The 16,120-nt window shown below is 64.2% G+C and carries 14 protein-coding genes and 1 pseudogene; 4 read left to right on the top strand and 11 right to left on the bottom strand.

Features of this window, described 5'->3' with window-relative positions; genetic code table 11:
* Positions 1-201 precede the first annotated feature (201 nt).
* Positions 202-726, top strand: a complete 525-nt coding sequence (locus tag ABIB78_RS24380) for an SH3 domain-containing protein (protein WP_429029140.1) — start codon at positions 202-204, stop codon at positions 724-726.
* A gap of 114 nt (positions 727-840) precedes the next feature.
* Here the strand turns inward: ABIB78_RS24380 and irrA are convergent, their stop codons facing one another.
* Positions 841-1,332, bottom strand: coding sequence for an iron response transcriptional regulator IrrA (gene irrA / locus ABIB78_RS24375; protein ID WP_429029139.1), 492 nt, complete (start codon positions 1,330-1,332; stop codon positions 841-843).
* Positions 1,333-1,662: 330 nt separating this feature from the next.
* On the opposite strand from irrA, the gene fabA reads away from it, so the two are divergent.
* The 3 genes from fabA to fabV all read left to right on the top strand — a co-directional run bounded on the left by fabA (position 1,663) and on the right by fabV (position 4,701).
* On the top strand, positions 1,663-2,184 hold the full coding sequence (gene fabA / locus ABIB78_RS24370) for a bifunctional 3-hydroxydecanoyl-ACP dehydratase/trans-2-decenoyl-ACP isomerase (protein ID WP_429029138.1): 522 nt from the start codon (positions 1,663-1,665) through the stop codon (positions 2,182-2,184).
* Positions 2,185-2,227: 43 nt separating this feature from the next.
* On the top strand, positions 2,228-3,451 hold the full coding sequence (gene fabB / locus ABIB78_RS24365; protein ID WP_429029137.1) for a beta-ketoacyl-ACP synthase I: 1,224 nt from the start codon (positions 2,228-2,230) through the stop codon (positions 3,449-3,451).
* A gap of 77 nt (positions 3,452-3,528) precedes the next feature.
* On the top strand, positions 3,529-4,701 hold the full coding sequence (gene fabV / locus ABIB78_RS24360; RefSeq protein ID WP_429029136.1) for an enoyl-ACP reductase FabV: 1,173 nt from the start codon (positions 3,529-3,531) through the stop codon (positions 4,699-4,701).
* A 16-nt stretch (positions 4,702-4,717) separates the two neighbouring features.
* On the opposite strand, the gene ABIB78_RS24355 is transcribed toward fabV, so the two are convergent.
* The 10 genes and pseudogenes from ABIB78_RS24355 to nusA all read right to left on the bottom strand — a co-directional run bounded on the left by ABIB78_RS24355 (position 4,718) and on the right by nusA (position 16,118).
* The gene (locus ABIB78_RS24355; RefSeq protein ID WP_429029135.1) at positions 4,718-5,347 is read right to left on the bottom strand and encodes a glutathione S-transferase family protein; all 630 of its coding nucleotides are present in this window, start codon (positions 5,345-5,347) and stop codon (positions 4,718-4,720) included.
* 11 nt (positions 5,348-5,358) lie between these two features.
* Positions 5,359-5,550, bottom strand: a pseudogene (locus ABIB78_RS24350) (GNAT family N-acetyltransferase); the annotation flags it as partial.
* A gap of 65 nt (positions 5,551-5,615) precedes the next feature.
* Positions 5,616-6,350 carry a superoxide dismutase gene (locus tag ABIB78_RS24345; RefSeq protein WP_429029134.1) on the bottom strand — a complete coding sequence of 245 codons (735 nt, stop codon included), beginning with the start codon at positions 6,348-6,350 and terminating at the stop codon, positions 5,616-5,618.
* 191 nt (positions 6,351-6,541) lie between these two features.
* On the bottom strand, positions 6,542-8,704 hold the full coding sequence (gene pnp, locus ABIB78_RS24340; protein ID WP_429029133.1) for a polyribonucleotide nucleotidyltransferase: 2,163 nt from the start codon (positions 8,702-8,704) through the stop codon (positions 6,542-6,544).
* Positions 8,705-9,017: 313 nt separating this feature from the next.
* A complete protein-coding gene (gene rpsO / locus ABIB78_RS24335; protein WP_016844725.1) occupies positions 9,018-9,287 on the bottom strand; it encodes a 30S ribosomal protein S15 in 270 nt (89 codons plus the stop codon).
* A gap of 2 nt (positions 9,288-9,289) precedes the next feature.
* Positions 9,290-10,399 (bottom strand): tRNA pseudouridine(55) synthase TruB, encoded by a 1,110-nt coding sequence (gene truB, locus ABIB78_RS24330; RefSeq protein WP_429029132.1) that lies wholly within the window; start codon positions 10,397-10,399, stop codon positions 9,290-9,292.
* Positions 10,399-10,809, bottom strand: a complete 411-nt coding sequence (gene rbfA / locus ABIB78_RS24325) for a 30S ribosome-binding factor RbfA (protein WP_429029131.1) — start codon at positions 10,807-10,809, stop codon at positions 10,399-10,401. Before rbfA ends, truB begins: the two co-directional genes overlap by 1 nt.
* Before the next feature lie 183 nt (positions 10,810-10,992).
* Entirely contained in the window at positions 10,993-13,692 is a 2,700-nt protein-coding gene (infB, locus tag ABIB78_RS24320) for a translation initiation factor IF-2 (RefSeq protein ID WP_429029130.1), read from the bottom strand.
* Between the two features lie 110 nt (positions 13,693-13,802).
* On the bottom strand, positions 13,803-14,489 hold the full coding sequence (locus tag ABIB78_RS24315) for an RNA-binding protein (protein WP_429029129.1): 687 nt from the start codon (positions 14,487-14,489) through the stop codon (positions 13,803-13,805).
* A 15-nt stretch (positions 14,490-14,504) separates the two neighbouring features.
* A complete protein-coding gene (gene nusA, locus ABIB78_RS24310; protein ID WP_429029128.1) occupies positions 14,505-16,118 on the bottom strand; it encodes a transcription termination factor NusA in 1,614 nt (537 codons plus the stop codon).
* Positions 16,119-16,120: the final 2 nt, after the last annotated feature.

Genomic DNA, 16,120 nt, shown 5'->3' with positions numbered 1-16,120 from the left:
CGCCAAGGGGAGACAACGGGAAATTCGGGTGTTCTGGCTCTCAGGCGTTCCGTCCTCTCTAGCAGAAGGCCGGGCCAAGACAAGAACCCCCGGATCCACGGGCACAGGGAACGGATGGCGCAGGTGCAGGGGGCCTTCGGGCATGGGTTTCGGGTTGCAGCTCGCCGAATGCGGTTGGGCATCTCGGCAGGAGACGAGTTGATGGTCTGGCGTTTCGGTTCATTGGTGGCGCTGGTCGGAAGCATGCTGAGTGCATCGATCATGCCGGGACATTCCGCCAAGGATTTGAGCCCCACCACCAGCGGCCTGCCGATCCCCCGCTATGTCAGCCTGAAATCCGATCATGTGAACGTCAGGGCCGGCCCGACCAAGGACAATGACGTCGCCTGGGTCTATACGCGGTCGGGGCTGCCGGTTGAAATCACCGCCGAGTTCGAGAACTGGCGGCGGGTACGCGATTCCGAAGGCGCCGAAGGCTGGGTCTATCATTCCCTGCTGTCCGGCCGCCGCACCGCGGTCGTCACGATGAAGAACAAGGACGATCTGGCGTCGCTCTACGATCGCCCCGACGCCACCAGCGCCATCGCGGCGCGGCTGCAGGCCGGCGTGGTCGCGCAAGTGAAGAAATGCGCCAACAACTGGTGCCGGGTCACCGGTAACGGATTTGATGGCTGGATCGAGCAGCAGCGCCTGTGGGGCGTCTACGCCGACGAGAAGGTGGACTGACGCAACCGGCCATGCGTCATCGCCGGGCTTGACCCGGCGATCCATCAAAGAAAATCTTGATCGAGAACGATAGATGCGCGGGTCAAGCCCGCGCATGACAAGCGGTGTTGGGGTTCAGCGCTTCTTGCGCAGCCGCACGACCATGTCGACGCGGGAAATCTCGTAGCCTTCCGGCACGTTGGGCATTTTTGACAGCACAAGGTTCGGGTCGGGAATGTCGACCAGCTCGTGGTTATGCTCGAGATAGAAGTGGTGATGCGTCGACACGTTGGTGTCGAAATAGGTCTTGGTGCCGTCGACGCTGACCTGGCGCAGCAGGCCGGCATCGGTCAGCTGGTTTAGCGTGTTGTAGACGGTCGCCAGCGACACCGGAACCTTGGCCAGCGTGGCTTCCTCGTAGAGCATTTCAGCGGTCAAATGGCGGGCGCCCTTGCCGAACAGCAGCCAACCCAGCGCCATGCGCTGGCGGGTCGGCCGAAGACCGGCAGACTGCAGCATTTCGTTGACGTCATGCCACGGACAGCCGGTCAGGGCAGGGTGGTGCCCAGCGCCCCGCGCAGCCGTGTGCACGGCATCATCGTTCACAGCCGGTACTTCGTCGTTCATATCCACTCTATGCACCCAACTCAGGCAATATTCCTCATAAATATAAAAAGGATGCCCATCAGATGCAAGTTTTTCGCAACTAGAACGAATCCAAGCTGCGCTAGAAACCTAAGGAGAGGCGGTCATTTATCCCCCGAATGCCGCTTTGCCGCCAACTTAGCCCTATGTTAGAGAGCGCGCGGACCACATATGCGCTTTCGGCAGGGATAACACGCCGGTAGCGTACCCAGGTAGCGCCAAGATGCGGGACGGGATATTCCGGTTCCCGTGGGTAGATTAAGGTCCGACCAAGCAAAAGCGCTTCATCGGGATATTAGAGGTGGAAAGAGGATGCTGGATCGGCGCGGCGGTTATGAATACGAGGATTTGCTGGCTTGCGGGCGGGGCGAGCTTTTCGGTCCCGGCAACGCCCAGTTGCCACTGCCGCCGATGCTCATGTTTGATCGCATCAGCGATATCTCGCAAACCGGCGGCGAGTACGGCAAGGGGCTGGTGCGCGCCGAGCTCGAAGTGAAGCCTGATCTCTGGTTCTTCGGCTGTCATTTCAAGAACGATCCGGTGATGCCGGGCTGCCTTGGCCTCGATGCCATGTGGCAAATGGTCGGCTTTTACCTTGGCTGGATAGGTGGCGAAGGTCATGGCCGCGCGCTCGGCCTCGGCGAACTGAAGTTCTCCGGACAGGTGCTGCCGCAAGCGCGCAAGGTTGTGTACAACATCGATATCAAGCGCGTGATGCGGTCAAAGCTCGTGCTTGGAATTGCCGACGGGTGGCTTTCCATGGATGACGAGATTATCTATCGCGCCAAGGACTTGAAGGTCGGATTGTTCAAGCAGGGCACGGCGCCATCTTGAGCAGGACCATCACACGGCAACATAAAGGCAGGGCGAGGCGAACATGAGGCGGGTTGTCATCACGGGGATGGGCATTGTCTCGTCCATCGGTAACAACACCCAGGAAGTGCTTGCGAGCCTCTACGAGGCGAGGTCGGGCATTTCGCGTGCGGAGAAGGCCGCTGAGCTTGGCTTTCGTTCGCAGGTGCACGGTGCGCCGACGCTCAATCCCGCCGAGGTGATCGATCGCCGCGCGATGCGGTTCCTTGCCGAAGGTGCTGCCTGGAATCACGTCGCGATGGAACAGGCGATCCGCGATTCCGGCCTCGAGGAGAACGAGGTCTCCAACGTGCGCACCGGCATCATCATGGGATCCGGCGGACCGTCGACGCGCACCCTCGTGGAAGCCGCCGACATCGCGCGCGCCAAGGGCCCGAAGCGCGTTGGTCCGTTTGCCGTACCGAAGGGAATGTCGTCGACGGCGTCTGCGACGCTCGCGACCTGGTTCAAGATCAAGGGCGTGAACTACTCGATCTCCTCCGCCTGTGCGACGTCGAACCACTGCATCGGCAACGCCTATGAGACGATCCAGATCGGCAAGCAGGACATCATCTTCGCCGGCGGCTGCGAGGAACTCGACTGGACGCTGTCGGTGCTGTTCGACGCCATGGGGGCGATGTCCTCGAAATACAACGACACGCCGGCCACCGCCTCGCGTCCCTACGACCTCAATCGCGACGGCTTCGTCATCGCCGGCGGCGCGGGTGTCGTCGTGCTGGAAGAACTCGAGCGTGCCAAGGCGCGCGGCGCGCGGATCTACGGTGAGATCGTCGGTTACGGCGCGACCTCGGACGGTTACGACATGGTGGCGCCGTCGGGTGAAGGCGCCGAGCGCTGCATGCGCATGGCGATGTCGACGGTGAACACGCCGGTCGATTACATCAATCCGCACGCCACCTCGACGCCGGCCGGCGATCCGCCGGAGATCGAGGCGATCCGCAAGGTGTTCGGCGCCGGCGACAAGTGCCCGCCGATCTCGGCGACCAAGGCGCTGACCGGCCACTCGCTTGGCGCCACCGGCGTGCAGGAAGCGATCTACTCGCTGCTGATGCTGAACAACGGCTTCATCTGCGAGAGCGCGCATATCACCGAGCTCGATCCGATCTTCGCCGACATGCCGATCGTGCGCAAACGGATCGACAACGCCAAGCTCAACACCGTGCTGTCGAACTCGTTCGGCTTCGGCGGCACCAACGCCACGCTGGTGTTCAGGCGGCTTGACGCGTGATTTCGCCTCTCCTCGCTTGCTGAGGAAGGTCAAAGGCAGCGAATGGGGACATTGCAACGATCTGGAATGGGGTGGGAATGATTATTGAACCGCGCGTGCGAGGCTTCATCTGCACGACGGCACATCCCGTCGGCTGCGCCACGAATGTCCGCGAACAGATCGCTTACGTTCTTCGTCAGGGCCCGGTCGCGGACTGTCCCAAGCGCGTCGCCGTGCTGGGCTGCTCGACGGGTTATGGCCTCGCGAGCCGCATCGTCGCGACCTTCGCCGGCGGCGCGGACACCATCGGCGTGTCGCTGGAGCGCGAGCCTACGGCGACCAAGTCGGGCAGCGCCGGCTGGTACAACAACCGCGCCTTCGAGATCGAGGCCCAGAAGATCGGACGAGCTCCGCTCACGCTGGAGGGCGATGCCTTCTCCAACGAGCTGAAGGCAGCCTTCATCGAACGCGTGCGCGAAAAATTCGGACAGCTCGACATGCTGGTCTACAGCATGGCCGCGCCGGTCCGGACCGATCCCGACACCGGCAAGACCTACCGCTCGGTCATCAAGCCGCTCGGCGCGCCCGTCGAGATCAAGACACTCGACACCGAGACCGGCGAGGTGTTTCAGACGACGCTTGAGCCGGCGAACGAGGATCAAACCGCAGCCACGGTCGCGGTGATGGGTGGCGATGACTGGAAGCGCTGGATCGACCAGCTCGCGGATGCCGGTGTGCTGGCGCCGGGCTTCAGGACGCTCAACTACACCTATATCGGCAGCGAGCTGACCTGGCCGATCTATTGGAACGGCACGCTCGGCCGCGCCAAGGTCGATCTCGACAGCAAGGCCGAAGCGATCCGGGGACGGTTGGGTGCGGACGCGGCCCGCGTCGTCGCGCTGAAGGCCGTGGTCACCCAGGCGAGCTCGGCCATTCCGGTGGTGCCGCTCTATGGCACCGTGCTGTTCAAGGTCATGAAGCAGCTCGGCCTCCATGAAGGCTGCATCGAGCAGATCGACCGCCTGTTCCGCACCCGTCTCGGCAAGGGCGTCGAGCTTGATGACGCGCAGCGCATCAGGGTCGACGACTGGGAGCTCTCGCCCGAAGTGCAGACGGAAGTTTCGCGGTGCTGGCCGCTGCTCACCACCGAGACGCTCGGCGAATTGGCCGATCTCGGAGAATACAAGAGCCAGTTCCTGCGCCTGTTCGGCTTCGGCATCGACGGCGTCGACTACACGCAGGACGTCGATCCGCGCGTCGTCCCGGCTTAACCCAACCGGGGGATCATCACTTGCTCAGACGTGATGGCCGAGGTGTGTCTTGCCCCGCCGCGATCTTCTCCGCGCGCAGGAACGCCGGTCGCGCCACGCAGCGGTCGATATAGGCCTCGAACGACGGCCGCGGCGGCACCATCTTGAACACGCGGACCGCGAAGTTCAGCCCCGCGCCGATCGCGATGTCGGCCGCGGAGAACTGATCGCCGAGGATCCACGGCCCCTTCTGCAACTCGGCATCGAGCACATCGAACACCTGCGCGGCGCTGCCCCAGGACGCGGTGCTGGTGGGCACTTCGAGCTTGGTGAAGAGCTGGATCAGCGCCGGCTCGATACAGCTCGGCGAGAAGAACAACCATTGCAGATAGCGTGCGCGCTTCGGATCGTTCGTGGCCGGCGCGAGCCTGGTCTCGGGATAGCGGTCGGCGATGTAGGCGCAGATCGCCGCCGCCTCGGCGAGCTTGATGTCGCCGTCGGTCAGCGCCGGCACCTTGCCCATCGGGTTGATCTTGAGGAAGTCCGGCGACTTCTGCGCGCCGGTGCTGATATCGGTCAGCACCCGTTCGTAAGGCAGGCCGGATTCCTCCAGCAGCCAGATCGCGGAGAACGAGCGCGAGCGCGGCGACCAGTACAGCTTGATCATGGCTTAAGCTCCTATCTGCCGTTTGCTCGCTTCCACCGATAATGCTTCAACATGAAGCCGGTCACCGGGTTGAGCTCTTCCTTCTCGAGCACCAATCCCTCGCGCTCGTACCAGCGCCAGGCCTTTTCGTTCTCGCGGACGCATTTCAGCCGGATCTCGTCGGGCAGTCGCTCGCGGGTGAAGACGAGCAGCTGTCGTCCGAGGCCCGCGAAGCGATCGCGGGCTCTCGAACGTAACGCAGTTCCTGGCGACCGGCGAGCCCAGCGGCTTACACGCCGAGCGTGCCGGCCTTTGCTGCTGCATAGCGATCGGCGACAGCCTTCCAGTTCACCGTATTCCACCACGCCTTGAGGTAATCAGGCCTGCGGTTCTGGTAGGTCAGATAATAAGCGTGCTCCCAGACGTCGTTGCCGAGCAGCGCACGCTTGCCGTCGATGATCGGATTGTCCTGGTTCGGACGCGTCTCGATCGCGAGCTTGCCGTCCTTGGTCACGGTGACGAACACCCAGCCGGAGCCGAACACGCGCCCGCCGGCGGCGTTGAAATCAGTCTGGAATTTTTCCAGGCCGCCGAGGTCGCGGTCGATCGCGGCGAGCACCTCGCCGTCGGGCTTGCCGCCGTTCGGTCCCATGATCTGCCAGAACATCGTGTGGTTGGCGTGGCCGCCCATATTGTTGCGTACGCCGGTGCGGATCGCTTCCGGCACGCTGCCGAGATTGGCGAGCACGTCGGTGACCGGCTTTTCGGCGATCTGCGGATTGTCCTTGGCGAACGTGTTGAGGTTGGTGACGTAGGCCTGGTGATGCCGGTCGTGATGGATTTCCATCGTCTTGGCGTCGATATGCGGCTCCAGCGCATTGGTGGGATACGTCAGCGGATCGATCTTGAACGGTCCGCTCGGCGCCGGCGCCGTGGCTTGCGCGAATGCTGCGCGCGACGAGACGGCGGCTGCGGCGATGCTGCCTGCGGCGATGATCAAATGGCGTCTGGACATCGAGGACATCGTGGTTCTCCGTGCTGGGGATAAGTCGTCCTGATGTTAGGCGCGAGTTGTGAAGGGGTTCCAACGATGCCGGTCACAACGCCGGGGCAAAACCGCGCAGGCTGATCAGTGGAGATTGATTTGCGTTCGGTCTCGACAGACTAAAAGGGCGGCCACTGGGCCGCCCTTTTCACGCAATCGATTTGCCTCGTTTACTCGCCGGCGGCTTCGCGCGGAGCCGCAGCCGGCGCTTCGGCCTTCTGCTTGGCCTCGAGGTCCTCGCCGGTCTGCTGGTCGACCGCCCGCATCGACAGCCGGGTCTTGCCGCGGTCGTCGAAGCCGAGCAGCTTGACCTTGACCTTGTCGCCTTCCTTGACGACGTCGGAGGTCTTCTGCACGCGGTTGGCCGCGAGCTGGCTGATGTGGACGAGGCCGTCCTTGGCGCCGAAGAAGTTCACGAATGCGCCGAACTCCATCACCTTGACGACGGTGCCCTCGTAGATCTGGCCGATCTCCGGATCGGAGGCGATCGACTTGATCCACTTGATTGCAGCCTTCATCGCCTCGCCGTCATTGGACGCGACCTTCACGGTGCCGTCGTCCTCGATGTTGACCTTGGCGCCGGTCTTCTCGACGATCTCGCGGATCACCTTGCCGCCGGTGCCGATCACTTCGCGGATCTTGTCGGTGGCGATCTTGAAGGTCTCGATGCGCGGCGCATATTCGCCGAGCTCGGCGCGGGCCGCGGTCAGGGCCTTGGACATCTCGCCGAGGATGTGGATGCGCCCTTCCTTGGCCTGGCCAAGCGCAACCTTCATGATCTCCTCGGTGATGCCCTCGATCTTGATGTCCATCTGGAGCGAGGTGATGCCCTGGTCGGTACCGGCGACCTTGAAGTCCATGTCGCCGAGATGATCCTCGTCACCGAGGATGTCCGACAGCACCGCGAAGCGCTGACCTTCGAGGATCAGGCCCATGGCGATACCGGCAGTCGGCCGCTTCAGCGGCACGCCGGCGTCCATCAGCGACAGCGAGGCGCCGCAGACCGAGGCCATCGAGGACGAGCCGTTCGATTCGGTGATCTCGGAGACCACGCGGATCGTGTACGGGAACTCGTGATGCGGCGGCAGCACCGGGTGGATTGCGCGCCAGGCGAGCTTGCCGTGGCCGATTTCGCGGCGCTTGGTGCCGCCGAGGCGGCCGGTTTCACCGACCGAGTAGGGCGGGAAGTTGTAGTGCAGCAGGAACGTTTCCTTGTACGTTCCCGACAGTGCGTCGACATACTGCTCGTCCTCGCCGGTGCCGAGCGTGGTCACGACCACCGCCTGGGTCTCACCGCGGGTGAACAGTGCCGAGCCGTGAGCGCGCGGCAGCACGCCGGCTTCAGCGATGATGTTGCGCACGGTCTTGACGTCGCGGCCGTCGATGCGTTTGCCGGTGTCGAGGATGTTCCAGCGGACGATCTTGGCTTCCAGTTCCTTGAACACGCCGGCGATGCGCAGCTTGTCGTATTTCGGCTCCTGGCCCTCCGGGAAGAAGTGCGCCAGCACCTTCTCCTTGACGGCGCCGACCGCGGCATAGCGCTCCTGCTTGACCGGGATCGCATAGGCCTTGCGGAGGTCCTGCTCGGCAATGCCAAGCATTTCCTTCTCGATCTCCGCATTGTCGATCGTGGTGACTTCGCGCGGCTCCTTGGCGGCCTTCTCGGCGAGCTCGATGATCGCGTTGATCACGGGCTGGAAGTGGCGGTGGCCGAACATGACCGCGCCGAGCATCACGTCTTCGTTGAGCTCCTTGGCTTCCGATTCGACCATCAGCACGGCGTCGGCGGTACCGGCGACGACGAGGTCGAGCTGAGTCTCGGTCATCTCGTCCAGCGTCGGGTTGAGCACGTATTCGTCATTGGCGAAGCCGACGCGCGCGGCGCCGATCGGGCCTTTGAACGGCGCGCCCGACAGCGTCAGGGCCGCGGAGGCGGCGACCAGCGACACGATGTCCGGATCGTTCTCCATGTCGTGCGACAGGACGGTGACGATCACCTGGGTCTCATTGCGCCAGCCGTCGACAAACAGCGGACGGATCGGGCGGTCGATCAGACGGGAGACCAGCGTCTCCTTCTCGGTCGGACGTCCTTCGCGCTTGAAATAGCCGCCGGGAATGCGGCCTGCGGCATAGGTCTTTTCCTGGTAGTCGACCGTGAGCGGCAGGAAGTCGACGCCTTCGCGCGGCGCCTTCGCCGCGACGACGGTGGCAAGCACCACGGTCTCACCGTAGGTGGCCAGCACGGCGCCGTCGGCCTGGCGGGCGATCTTGCCGGTTTCAAGTTTGAGGGGACGTCCACCCCAGTCGATCTCGACGGAATGCGTATTGAACATTTCGGTCTTCTTTCATGGTTTCACGAAAGCATAGCGCCCTGAAACACAACGACCATGCCAAGACGGCGAGACACTGACGCGCTGTTGCGATCAGCATCCGGCGATCCTGCCATGGTCCCTGAATTTCGGATGGCGTCCATCCTTTCGGTCATCTGGGCATCTTGCCCGGTCCAGCGGCCGGATTGCTGCTGGACGCTAGTTGGCATGGCGCGATTGCCATGCTGCGCATGATCATCTTTCGGCAATTCGAAAGTCCGAGTTCGCGGACGACCATGCGAAAACGCGCGCGAACCTCGCGCGCGTGCTTCTCAAATCAACGACGGATGTTGTGCTTTTCGAGCAGCGCCTTGTAGCGCGCCTCGTCCTTGCGCTTGATGTAGTCGAGCAGGGAGCGACGCGTCGACACGAGCTTCAGGAGGCCGCGGCGTGAATGGTTGTCCTTCACGTGGCTCTTGAAGTGCTCGGTGAGGTTATTGATGCGTTCCGACAGGATCGCGACCTGAACCTCGGGCGAGCCGGTGTCGCCGGCCTTGTTGGCATTCGTCTTGATGACTTCCGCTTTGCGCTCTGCGGTAATCGACATCGTCAGCTACTTTCATGGTTGCGAGCCGGACTGGCAGTCAGTCCGCTCAGATTGAACACGCGCTTGGGGATGAGTTCGCCATTGCCAATTTCGGCAAGCGCGAGAAGCCGGCCTGCCACCGTGACATAGACTGTGCCGCTAGTATTGGGCGCATCCCGTCCGCGCAACAAAACGGCCTGGCCCCTGTGGAGCCTTGCCGCATCAGCCCGTGTGACGGCCAGTGCCGGGATGTCGTCCAGCGCGGTCTCAACGGGCAAAAGCGCGTCGGCGAGGCTGCCCTCGCCCGACGCGGCTCTATTGCATAAAGCCTCCAACTGTTCCAGCGGAATCATATCCCGCTCGGTAAACGGACCGACAAGGGTCCGCCGCAGGGCGCAGATATGGCCGAAACAGCCCAGAATCCGGCCCATATCGCGGGCCAGGGCCCGGACATAGGTTCCCTTGCCGCATTCGGCCTCGAACACGGATTGTCCGTTATCTCCATGTTCTACAAGGGTTAACTCGTGGATCTCGACGGGGCGGGGCTTCAGTTCCACGGTCTCGCCGTCGCGTGCCAGATCGTAGGCCCGCTCGCCCTGTACCTTGATGGCCGAATATTGCGGCGGGATCTGCTCGATCACCCCGGTAAAGCGCGGCAACAGGTCCCGGATCGAATCGGCGGTCGGCCGGCTCTCGCTGGTCCTGACCGGCCGGCCCTCGGTGTCGTCGGTGTCGCGCTCCTCGCCCCAGCACACCGTGAAGCGGTAGCGCTTGCGGCCGTCCATCACGAACGGCACCGTTTTGGTGGCCTCGCCCAGCGCGATCGGCAACCCGCCGGAGGCGAGCGGATCGAGCGTCCCGGCATGGCCGGCGCGCTTGGCCTGGAACAGGCGCTTGAGCACGGCGACGGCCTGCGTCGAGGTCATGCCGATCGGCTTGTCGAGCACGACCCAGCCATGGACGTCGCGCTTGTCGCGGCGCGGCTGCTGATTCTGTCTGCCCTGCTTGTGGCGCGGGTCGTTGTTGGTGCGGCGCGCATCGTCGGTGCGCGGCCCGGCAAAAGCATCCCGCTCAGCGTCGCGCGCGTCGGCATCCTTCGCGTCGATAACGCTGTTGGTCGTCATGACAGTCATCACTCGTCGTCCGAATCGGGTGCAAGGTCTCGCTGCACCGCAGGTGTCCGCAGTAGTTTCTCGATGCGCTCCGCCTCGTCGAACCGCTCATCGACGCGGAAGCGAATGTCGGGTGCAAATTTCAGGTTGACGCGATGCGCAATCTCGCCGCGAAGGAACTTCTTGTTGCGCTCGAGCGCGGCGATCACCGTGTCGGTGTCGCGTCCGCCGAGCGGCATCACATAGATCGTCGCGAGCTTCAGGTCCGGCGACATACGCACCTCGGGAACGGTGATGATGTGGCCTTCGAGATCGGGATCGTGGACGTCACCCTGCGACAGAATCTCGGCAACCGCATGGCGAACCGTTTCGCCGACGCGCAGCTGACGTTGTGATCCGCCGGGGCTGGAACTCTTCTTTTGACGGGGCATGACCTTTTTCCAAGACCGTCGCGCCCGCAGGCCTCGGCCGCGGGCATCAATGTCTAGCTTTGCGTTCAATCGGACAATGCGCTGGTGGCCGGACTAAAGTCCGGCCACGTCGTCGCATTTTCAGTTAAATGGACCCAGACGCTTAGTAAGATCTGTAAGATCTGCGCTTCGTAAGATTTGGACTTACAGGGAGCGCTGGATCGTCTCGATGCGGTAACATTCGATCACGTCGCCGACACGCATGTCGCCGTAGTTCTCGAATGCCATGCCACACTCCTGGCCCGCGACCACTTCCTTCACTTCATCCTTGAAGCGCTTCAGCGTCGACAGCTTGCCTTCGTGCACCACGACGTTGTCGCGGATCAGGCGAACGTTGGCGCCGCGTTCCACGGTGCCGTCGGTGACGCGGCAGCCCGCGACCTTGCCAACCTTGGAAATGTTGAACACTTCCAGGATCTGCGCATTGCCCAGCATGGTTTCGCGCAGGGTGGGCGCGAGCAGGCCGGACATCGCCTTTTTGATGTCATCCACGAGGTCGTAGATGATGTTGTAGTAGCGGATCTCGATGCCGTTGCGCTTGGCTGCGGCAGCCGCTTCCTTGTTGGCTCGGACCGAGAAGCCGATGATCGCGGCGTTGAAGCCTTCCGCCAGCGTGACGTCGGACTCCGAGATGCCGCCGACGCCGGCATGCAGGATGCGGGCGGCGACTTCTTCGGTGCCGAGCTTCTCGAGCGAGCCCAGGATCGCTTCCAGCGAGCCCTGTACGTCGGCCTTGACGATCAGCGGGAACTCCTTGCGGCCCGCGGTCTTGAGCTGCGACATCATCTGCTCGAGCGAGCCGCGCATGCCGGAGATCGAGGCCGCCGCGTTCTCGCGCTTCTGGTGCGCGCGGTAGCTCGTGACTTGGCGGGCGCGGGCTTCGTTCTCGACGACCGCGAGACGGTCGCCCGCTTCCGGCGGACCGTTGAAGCCGAGCACCTCGACCGGCACGGACGGACCGGCCTCTTCGAGATTATCGCCCTGGTCGGAGATCAGGGCGCGAACACGGCCCATCTCGGCGCCGGCCACGATGATGTCGCCGATGCGCAGCGTGCCGCGTTGCACCAGCACGGTCGCGACCGGGCCGCGTCCGCGATCGAGCTTGGCTTCGATCACGGTGCCCTCGGCCGGACGCTGCGAATTGGTCTTCAGGTCGAGGATTTCGGCCTGCAGCGCGATCATCTCGAGCAGCCGGTCGAGATTGGTCTTGTTCTTGGCCGAGACCTCGACGTCGACGACGTCGCCGCCGAGCGATTCGACTTGCACCTCGTACTGCAGCAATTCGGTGCGGACGCGTTCGGGCCGAGCATCGGGCTTGTCGATCTTGTTGATCGCCACGATCATCGGCACCTTGGCCGCCTTGGCGTGGTTGATCGCCTCGATCGTCTGCGGCATCACGCCGTCATCGGCCGCGACCACCAGCACCACGATGTCCGTGACCTTGGCGCCGCGGGCGCGCATCGCGGTGAACGCGGCGTGGCCGGGCGTATCGATGAAGGTGATCTTCTTGCCACTTTCCGGCGAAGTCACCTGATAGGCGCCGATGTGCTGGGTGATGCCGCCGGCTTCGCCCGACACCACGTTGGCGTGTCGCAGCGCGTCGAGCAGCGAGGTCTTGCCGTGGTCGACGTGGCCCATGACCGTGACCACGGGTGAACGCGGCTCGGTGTCGGTGGAATCGTCGACGACGTCGAACAGGCCTTCCTCAACGTCGGACGCGGCAACACGCTTGACGCTGTGGCCGAGTTCTTCGGCGATCAACTGTGCGGTGTCGGCGTCGATCACGTCGGTGATCTTGTGCATCGCGCCCTGCTTCATCAGCATGCGGATGACGTCGACCGCGCGCTCCGACATCCGGTTCGCGAGTTCCTGGATCGTGATCGCTTCCGGAATGATGACTTCGCGGATCAGCTTTTCCTTCGGTTCGTTCGCGGCGTGACCCTTCAGGCGCTGGGTACGGCGGCGGAACGAGGCGATCGAGCGCTCGCGCACGTCGTCGGCGGTGAGTGCCGTGACGACGGTGAGGCGTCCGCGCTGCTTCTGCGGGCCGGGCTTCTGGGTGGTCTTCGGGGCCGCGACGGGACGCACGGCGCCGCCGGGACGGCGCACCAGGCGCGGACCTTCGTCTTCGTCCGCCGCCTCTGCGGCAACCCCCGGGGGCCTCGGCGCAGTGGCCGGCGTGCGCGCAGGCGTTGTGGTCGTCGTGCGGGCTCCCGGCGCCCGGGCTGCCGGAGCAGATGCGGGTGCAGCTGCGGCCGGCCTGGCCGGTGCGGCAGCGGCTGCCGCGCCGGGCTTGGCCTCGCCCTCGCCAAAGCGGCGCTTGGCCTCGACTTCGGCCTTGCGCTTGGCCTCCTCCTCGTGGCGGTGGCGCTCCTCTTCCGCCTTGCGGCGGGCCTCGGCGGCCTCGCGCTCTGTCTTCTCGGCAGCTTCGCGGACGGCGCGGCGCTTGGCTTCCTCTTCGGCCTGACGGCGCTCTTCGATGTCGCGCTGACGGGCGTCGGCAAGCGCGTTGGCGCGCGCGGAACGCTCATCCTCGGTCAGGGTCGGCAGCACCACGCCGGAGCGGGTGTTACGCTGCGGCGCCGCCCCGGGGCGGCCGAGCGGCGGCTTGGCGACAGGGGGCGGCGGGACCGCAGGCTTTGCGACCACGGGTTCCGGCACATGCGCCTCGCCCGGGCCATCGCCACCGACGCGGCGCTTGCCGCGCTTCTCGACCACGACCTGCTTGGTCCGGCCGTGGCTGAAACTCTGGCGCACGGTGCCCGTTTCGACGCGCGGCTTCAGCGACAACGTCTTGCTCGGGACACTCAGAGTCTTGTCGCCAGGGGTCTTGGTATCAACCATTCAGCAGTCCTAATCTCGTTTTTCGCTGTGCGCTTTCGCACAAATCGTTTTCAAGGCTCGTCTTTTGCTGAGCATGATCCGGTCGGAAAGACTGCGTCCGCCTTCCTGGATCAGGCTCTGGAATTTCTGGCCGCTTCGGCGGTCTTGTCGTCGTCGGCCATCCGGTATCGGACCAGCATCTGGCAGCGCGACAGGAACGTCTTGCTCGCCGGGCCCGCGAGCAGCGCAGCATGTATCACATTTGATCGCCCAAGTGCCAAATCCAATTCTTCCGACGTCAAAACATTGACGACGGCGATTACCGGCGATTCACCACGTTTTTCGCCCCTTTGCCTGACGATCGCGTCCAATTTGCGGATTCCGTCCGCTGCGCCGTCGGAAGCGTGGATCAGGGCTGCGGTTTCGTTCCGGTTGAGTGCGTCCTCGACCTTGCCGAAGCCCGAAACGACCTGACCGGCCTTGGCGGCCATCGCCAGGGCCTCGGTGACGCTGCGCACCAGGAGTGCGTCGGTGTCGTCGGGAAGGGTCGGCGCGACGCGGACATCGCGCTTGAATCCCTTGCTAAATTGGTGACGACGGACCGCTTCCGCAACGCTGCGCCGCGATGCGGAAACCCACATTCCGCGGCCGGGCAGCTTGCGCTTCAGATCCGGGATCACCTCGCCCGTGGGCGCGACGACGAACCGGATCAGCTCGTCGATCGGACGCACCTCGCGGCTGACCGCGCACATCCGCGTGGTCGCGGACTTCTGCGTCCGCGGGCCATCGTCGAGATCGGGGTCAGCCTGAGCGAGCATCCGTGGAACATCTCCTTACGACGCGGTTTCTGCTTCGGCGGCCTCGGCCTCCTCGGCAGGCTTGGCGAGGTCAGCCTCGGTGATCCAGCCGGCCTTCAGGCGGGCCTGCATGATCACGGCCTCGGCCTCGTCGCGCGAGATCTCGATGCCATCGAGGAACCCGGCATGCTTGGTCGGCTCGCCGCCTTCCTTGCGTTCGGTCCAGCCAACCAGGTCGTCGGTGGCGCAGCCGGCGAGATCTTCGACGGTCTTCACGTCGTTCTCGCCGAGCTTCACCAGCATTTTGCCGGTGACGCCGGGCACGTCCTTCATGGCGTCCTCGACGCCGAGTTCCTTGCGCTTGACCTCCAGTTCGGCCTCAAGCTGTTCCAGATATTCGCGGGCGCGGGTCTGCAGCTCGGTGGCGGTTTCCTCGTCGAAACCTTCGATACCGGCGAGTTCCTTGACGTCGACCAGCGCGAGTTCCTCGACCGAGGTGAAGCCTTCGGAGGCGAGCAGCTGGCCGACCACCTCGTCGACATTGAGCGCTTCCATGAACACGCGGGTCGAGTTCTCGAAGTCGGCCTGGCGGCGCTCCGACTCTTCCTGCTCGGTCAGGATGTCGATGTCCCAGCCGGTTAGCTGCGAGGCGAGGCGGACGTTCTGGCCGCGGCGGCCGATCGCCAGCGACAGCTGGTTGTTGGTGTCGGGAACCACGACCTCGATGCGCTCGCGGTCTTCATCGATCACGACCTTGGCGACTTCAGCCGGCGCCAGCGCGTTGACGACGAAGGTCGCGATGTCGGGCGACCACGGGATGATGTCGATCTTCTCGCCCTGCAGCTCGTTCACCACGGCCTGCACACGCGAGCCGCGCATGCCGACGCAGGCCCCGACCGGGTCAACCGAGGAGTCGCGCGAGATCACGCCGATCTTGGCGCGCGAGCCCGGATCGCGGGCGACCGCCTTGATCTCGACAATGCCGTCGTAGATCTCCGGCACTTCCTGCGCGAACAGCTTCGCCATGAACTGCGGATGGGTACGCGACAGGAAGATCTGCGGACCGCGGGTCTCGCGGCGGACGTCGAAGATATAGGCGCGGACGCGGTCGCCGTTGCGGAATACTTCGCGCGGCAGCATCTCGTCGCGGCGCACGATCGCTTCGCCGCGGCCGAGGTCGACGATCACGCTGCCATATTCGACGCGCTTGACGATGCCGTTGACGATGTCGCCGATGCGGTCCTTGAATTCCTGGTATTGCCGGTCGCGCTCGGCCTCGCGCACCTTCTGCACGATCACCTGCTTGGCGGACTGCGCGGCGATGCGGCCATATTCCAGCGGCGGCAGCGTGTCGGCGATGGTGTCGCCGACCTGGGCGCCCGGATTGGCGCGCTGCGCGTCGGCCAGCGAAATCTGGTTGGAGGAGTTTTCGACGATTTCGACCACCAGCATGTGGCGCGTCAGCCGAAGCTCGCCCTTTTTGGCATCGATCTCGGCATGGACGTCGGTCTCGCTGCCGTAGCGGGCACGCGCGGCCTTGGCGATGGCATCTTCCATCGCCGCGATCACGATGGAGCGGTCGATCGACTTTTCGCGCGCAACTGCGTCTGCGATCTGCAGCAGTTCGAGTTTGTTGGCGCTGACTGCCATGG

The organism is Bradyrhizobium sp. I1.14.4, assembly GCF_050435825.1.
Lineage (GTDB): Bacteria > Pseudomonadota > Alphaproteobacteria > Rhizobiales > Xanthobacteraceae > Bradyrhizobium.
This window is presented reverse-complemented; position numbering and strand designations above follow the sequence as displayed.

Bases quoted from the DNA above. Each gene is read 5' to 3' on its own strand.
- ABIB78_RS24380 (WP_429029140.1), top strand. From the start codon at position 202: ATGGTCTGGCGTTTCGGTTCATTGGTGGCGCTGGTCGGAAGCATGCTG.
- irrA (WP_429029139.1), bottom strand. From the start codon at position 1,332: ATGAACGACGAAGTACCGGCTGTGAACGATGATGCCGTGCACACGGCT.
- fabA (WP_429029138.1), top strand. From the start codon at position 1,663: ATGCTGGATCGGCGCGGCGGTTATGAATACGAGGATTTGCTGGCTTGC.
- fabB (WP_429029137.1), top strand. From the start codon at position 2,228: ATGAGGCGGGTTGTCATCACGGGGATGGGCATTGTCTCGTCCATCGGT.
- fabV (WP_429029136.1), top strand. From the start codon at position 3,529: ATGATTATTGAACCGCGCGTGCGAGGCTTCATCTGCACGACGGCACAT.
- ABIB78_RS24355 (WP_429029135.1), bottom strand. From the start codon at position 5,347: ATGATCAAGCTGTACTGGTCGCCGCGCTCGCGCTCGTTCTCCGCGATC.
- ABIB78_RS24345 (WP_429029134.1), bottom strand. From the start codon at position 6,350: ATGTCCTCGATGTCCAGACGCCATTTGATCATCGCCGCAGGCAGCATC.
- pnp (WP_429029133.1), bottom strand. From the start codon at position 8,704: ATGTTCAATACGCATTCCGTCGAGATCGACTGGGGTGGACGTCCCCTC.
- rpsO (WP_016844725.1), bottom strand. From the start codon at position 9,287: ATGTCGATTACCGCAGAGCGCAAAGCGGAAGTCATCAAGACGAATGCC.
- truB (WP_429029132.1), bottom strand. From the start codon at position 10,399: ATGACTGTCATGACGACCAACAGCGTTATCGACGCGAAGGATGCCGAC.
- rbfA (WP_429029131.1), bottom strand. From the start codon at position 10,809: ATGCCCCGTCAAAAGAAGAGTTCCAGCCCCGGCGGATCACAACGTCAG.
- infB (WP_429029130.1), bottom strand. From the start codon at position 13,692: ATGGTTGATACCAAGACCCCTGGCGACAAGACTCTGAGTGTCCCGAGC.
- ABIB78_RS24315 (WP_429029129.1), bottom strand. From the start codon at position 14,489: ATGCTCGCTCAGGCTGACCCCGATCTCGACGATGGCCCGCGGACGCAG.
- nusA (WP_429029128.1), bottom strand. From the start codon at position 16,118: ATGGCAGTCAGCGCCAACAAACTCGAACTGCTGCAGATCGCAGACGCA.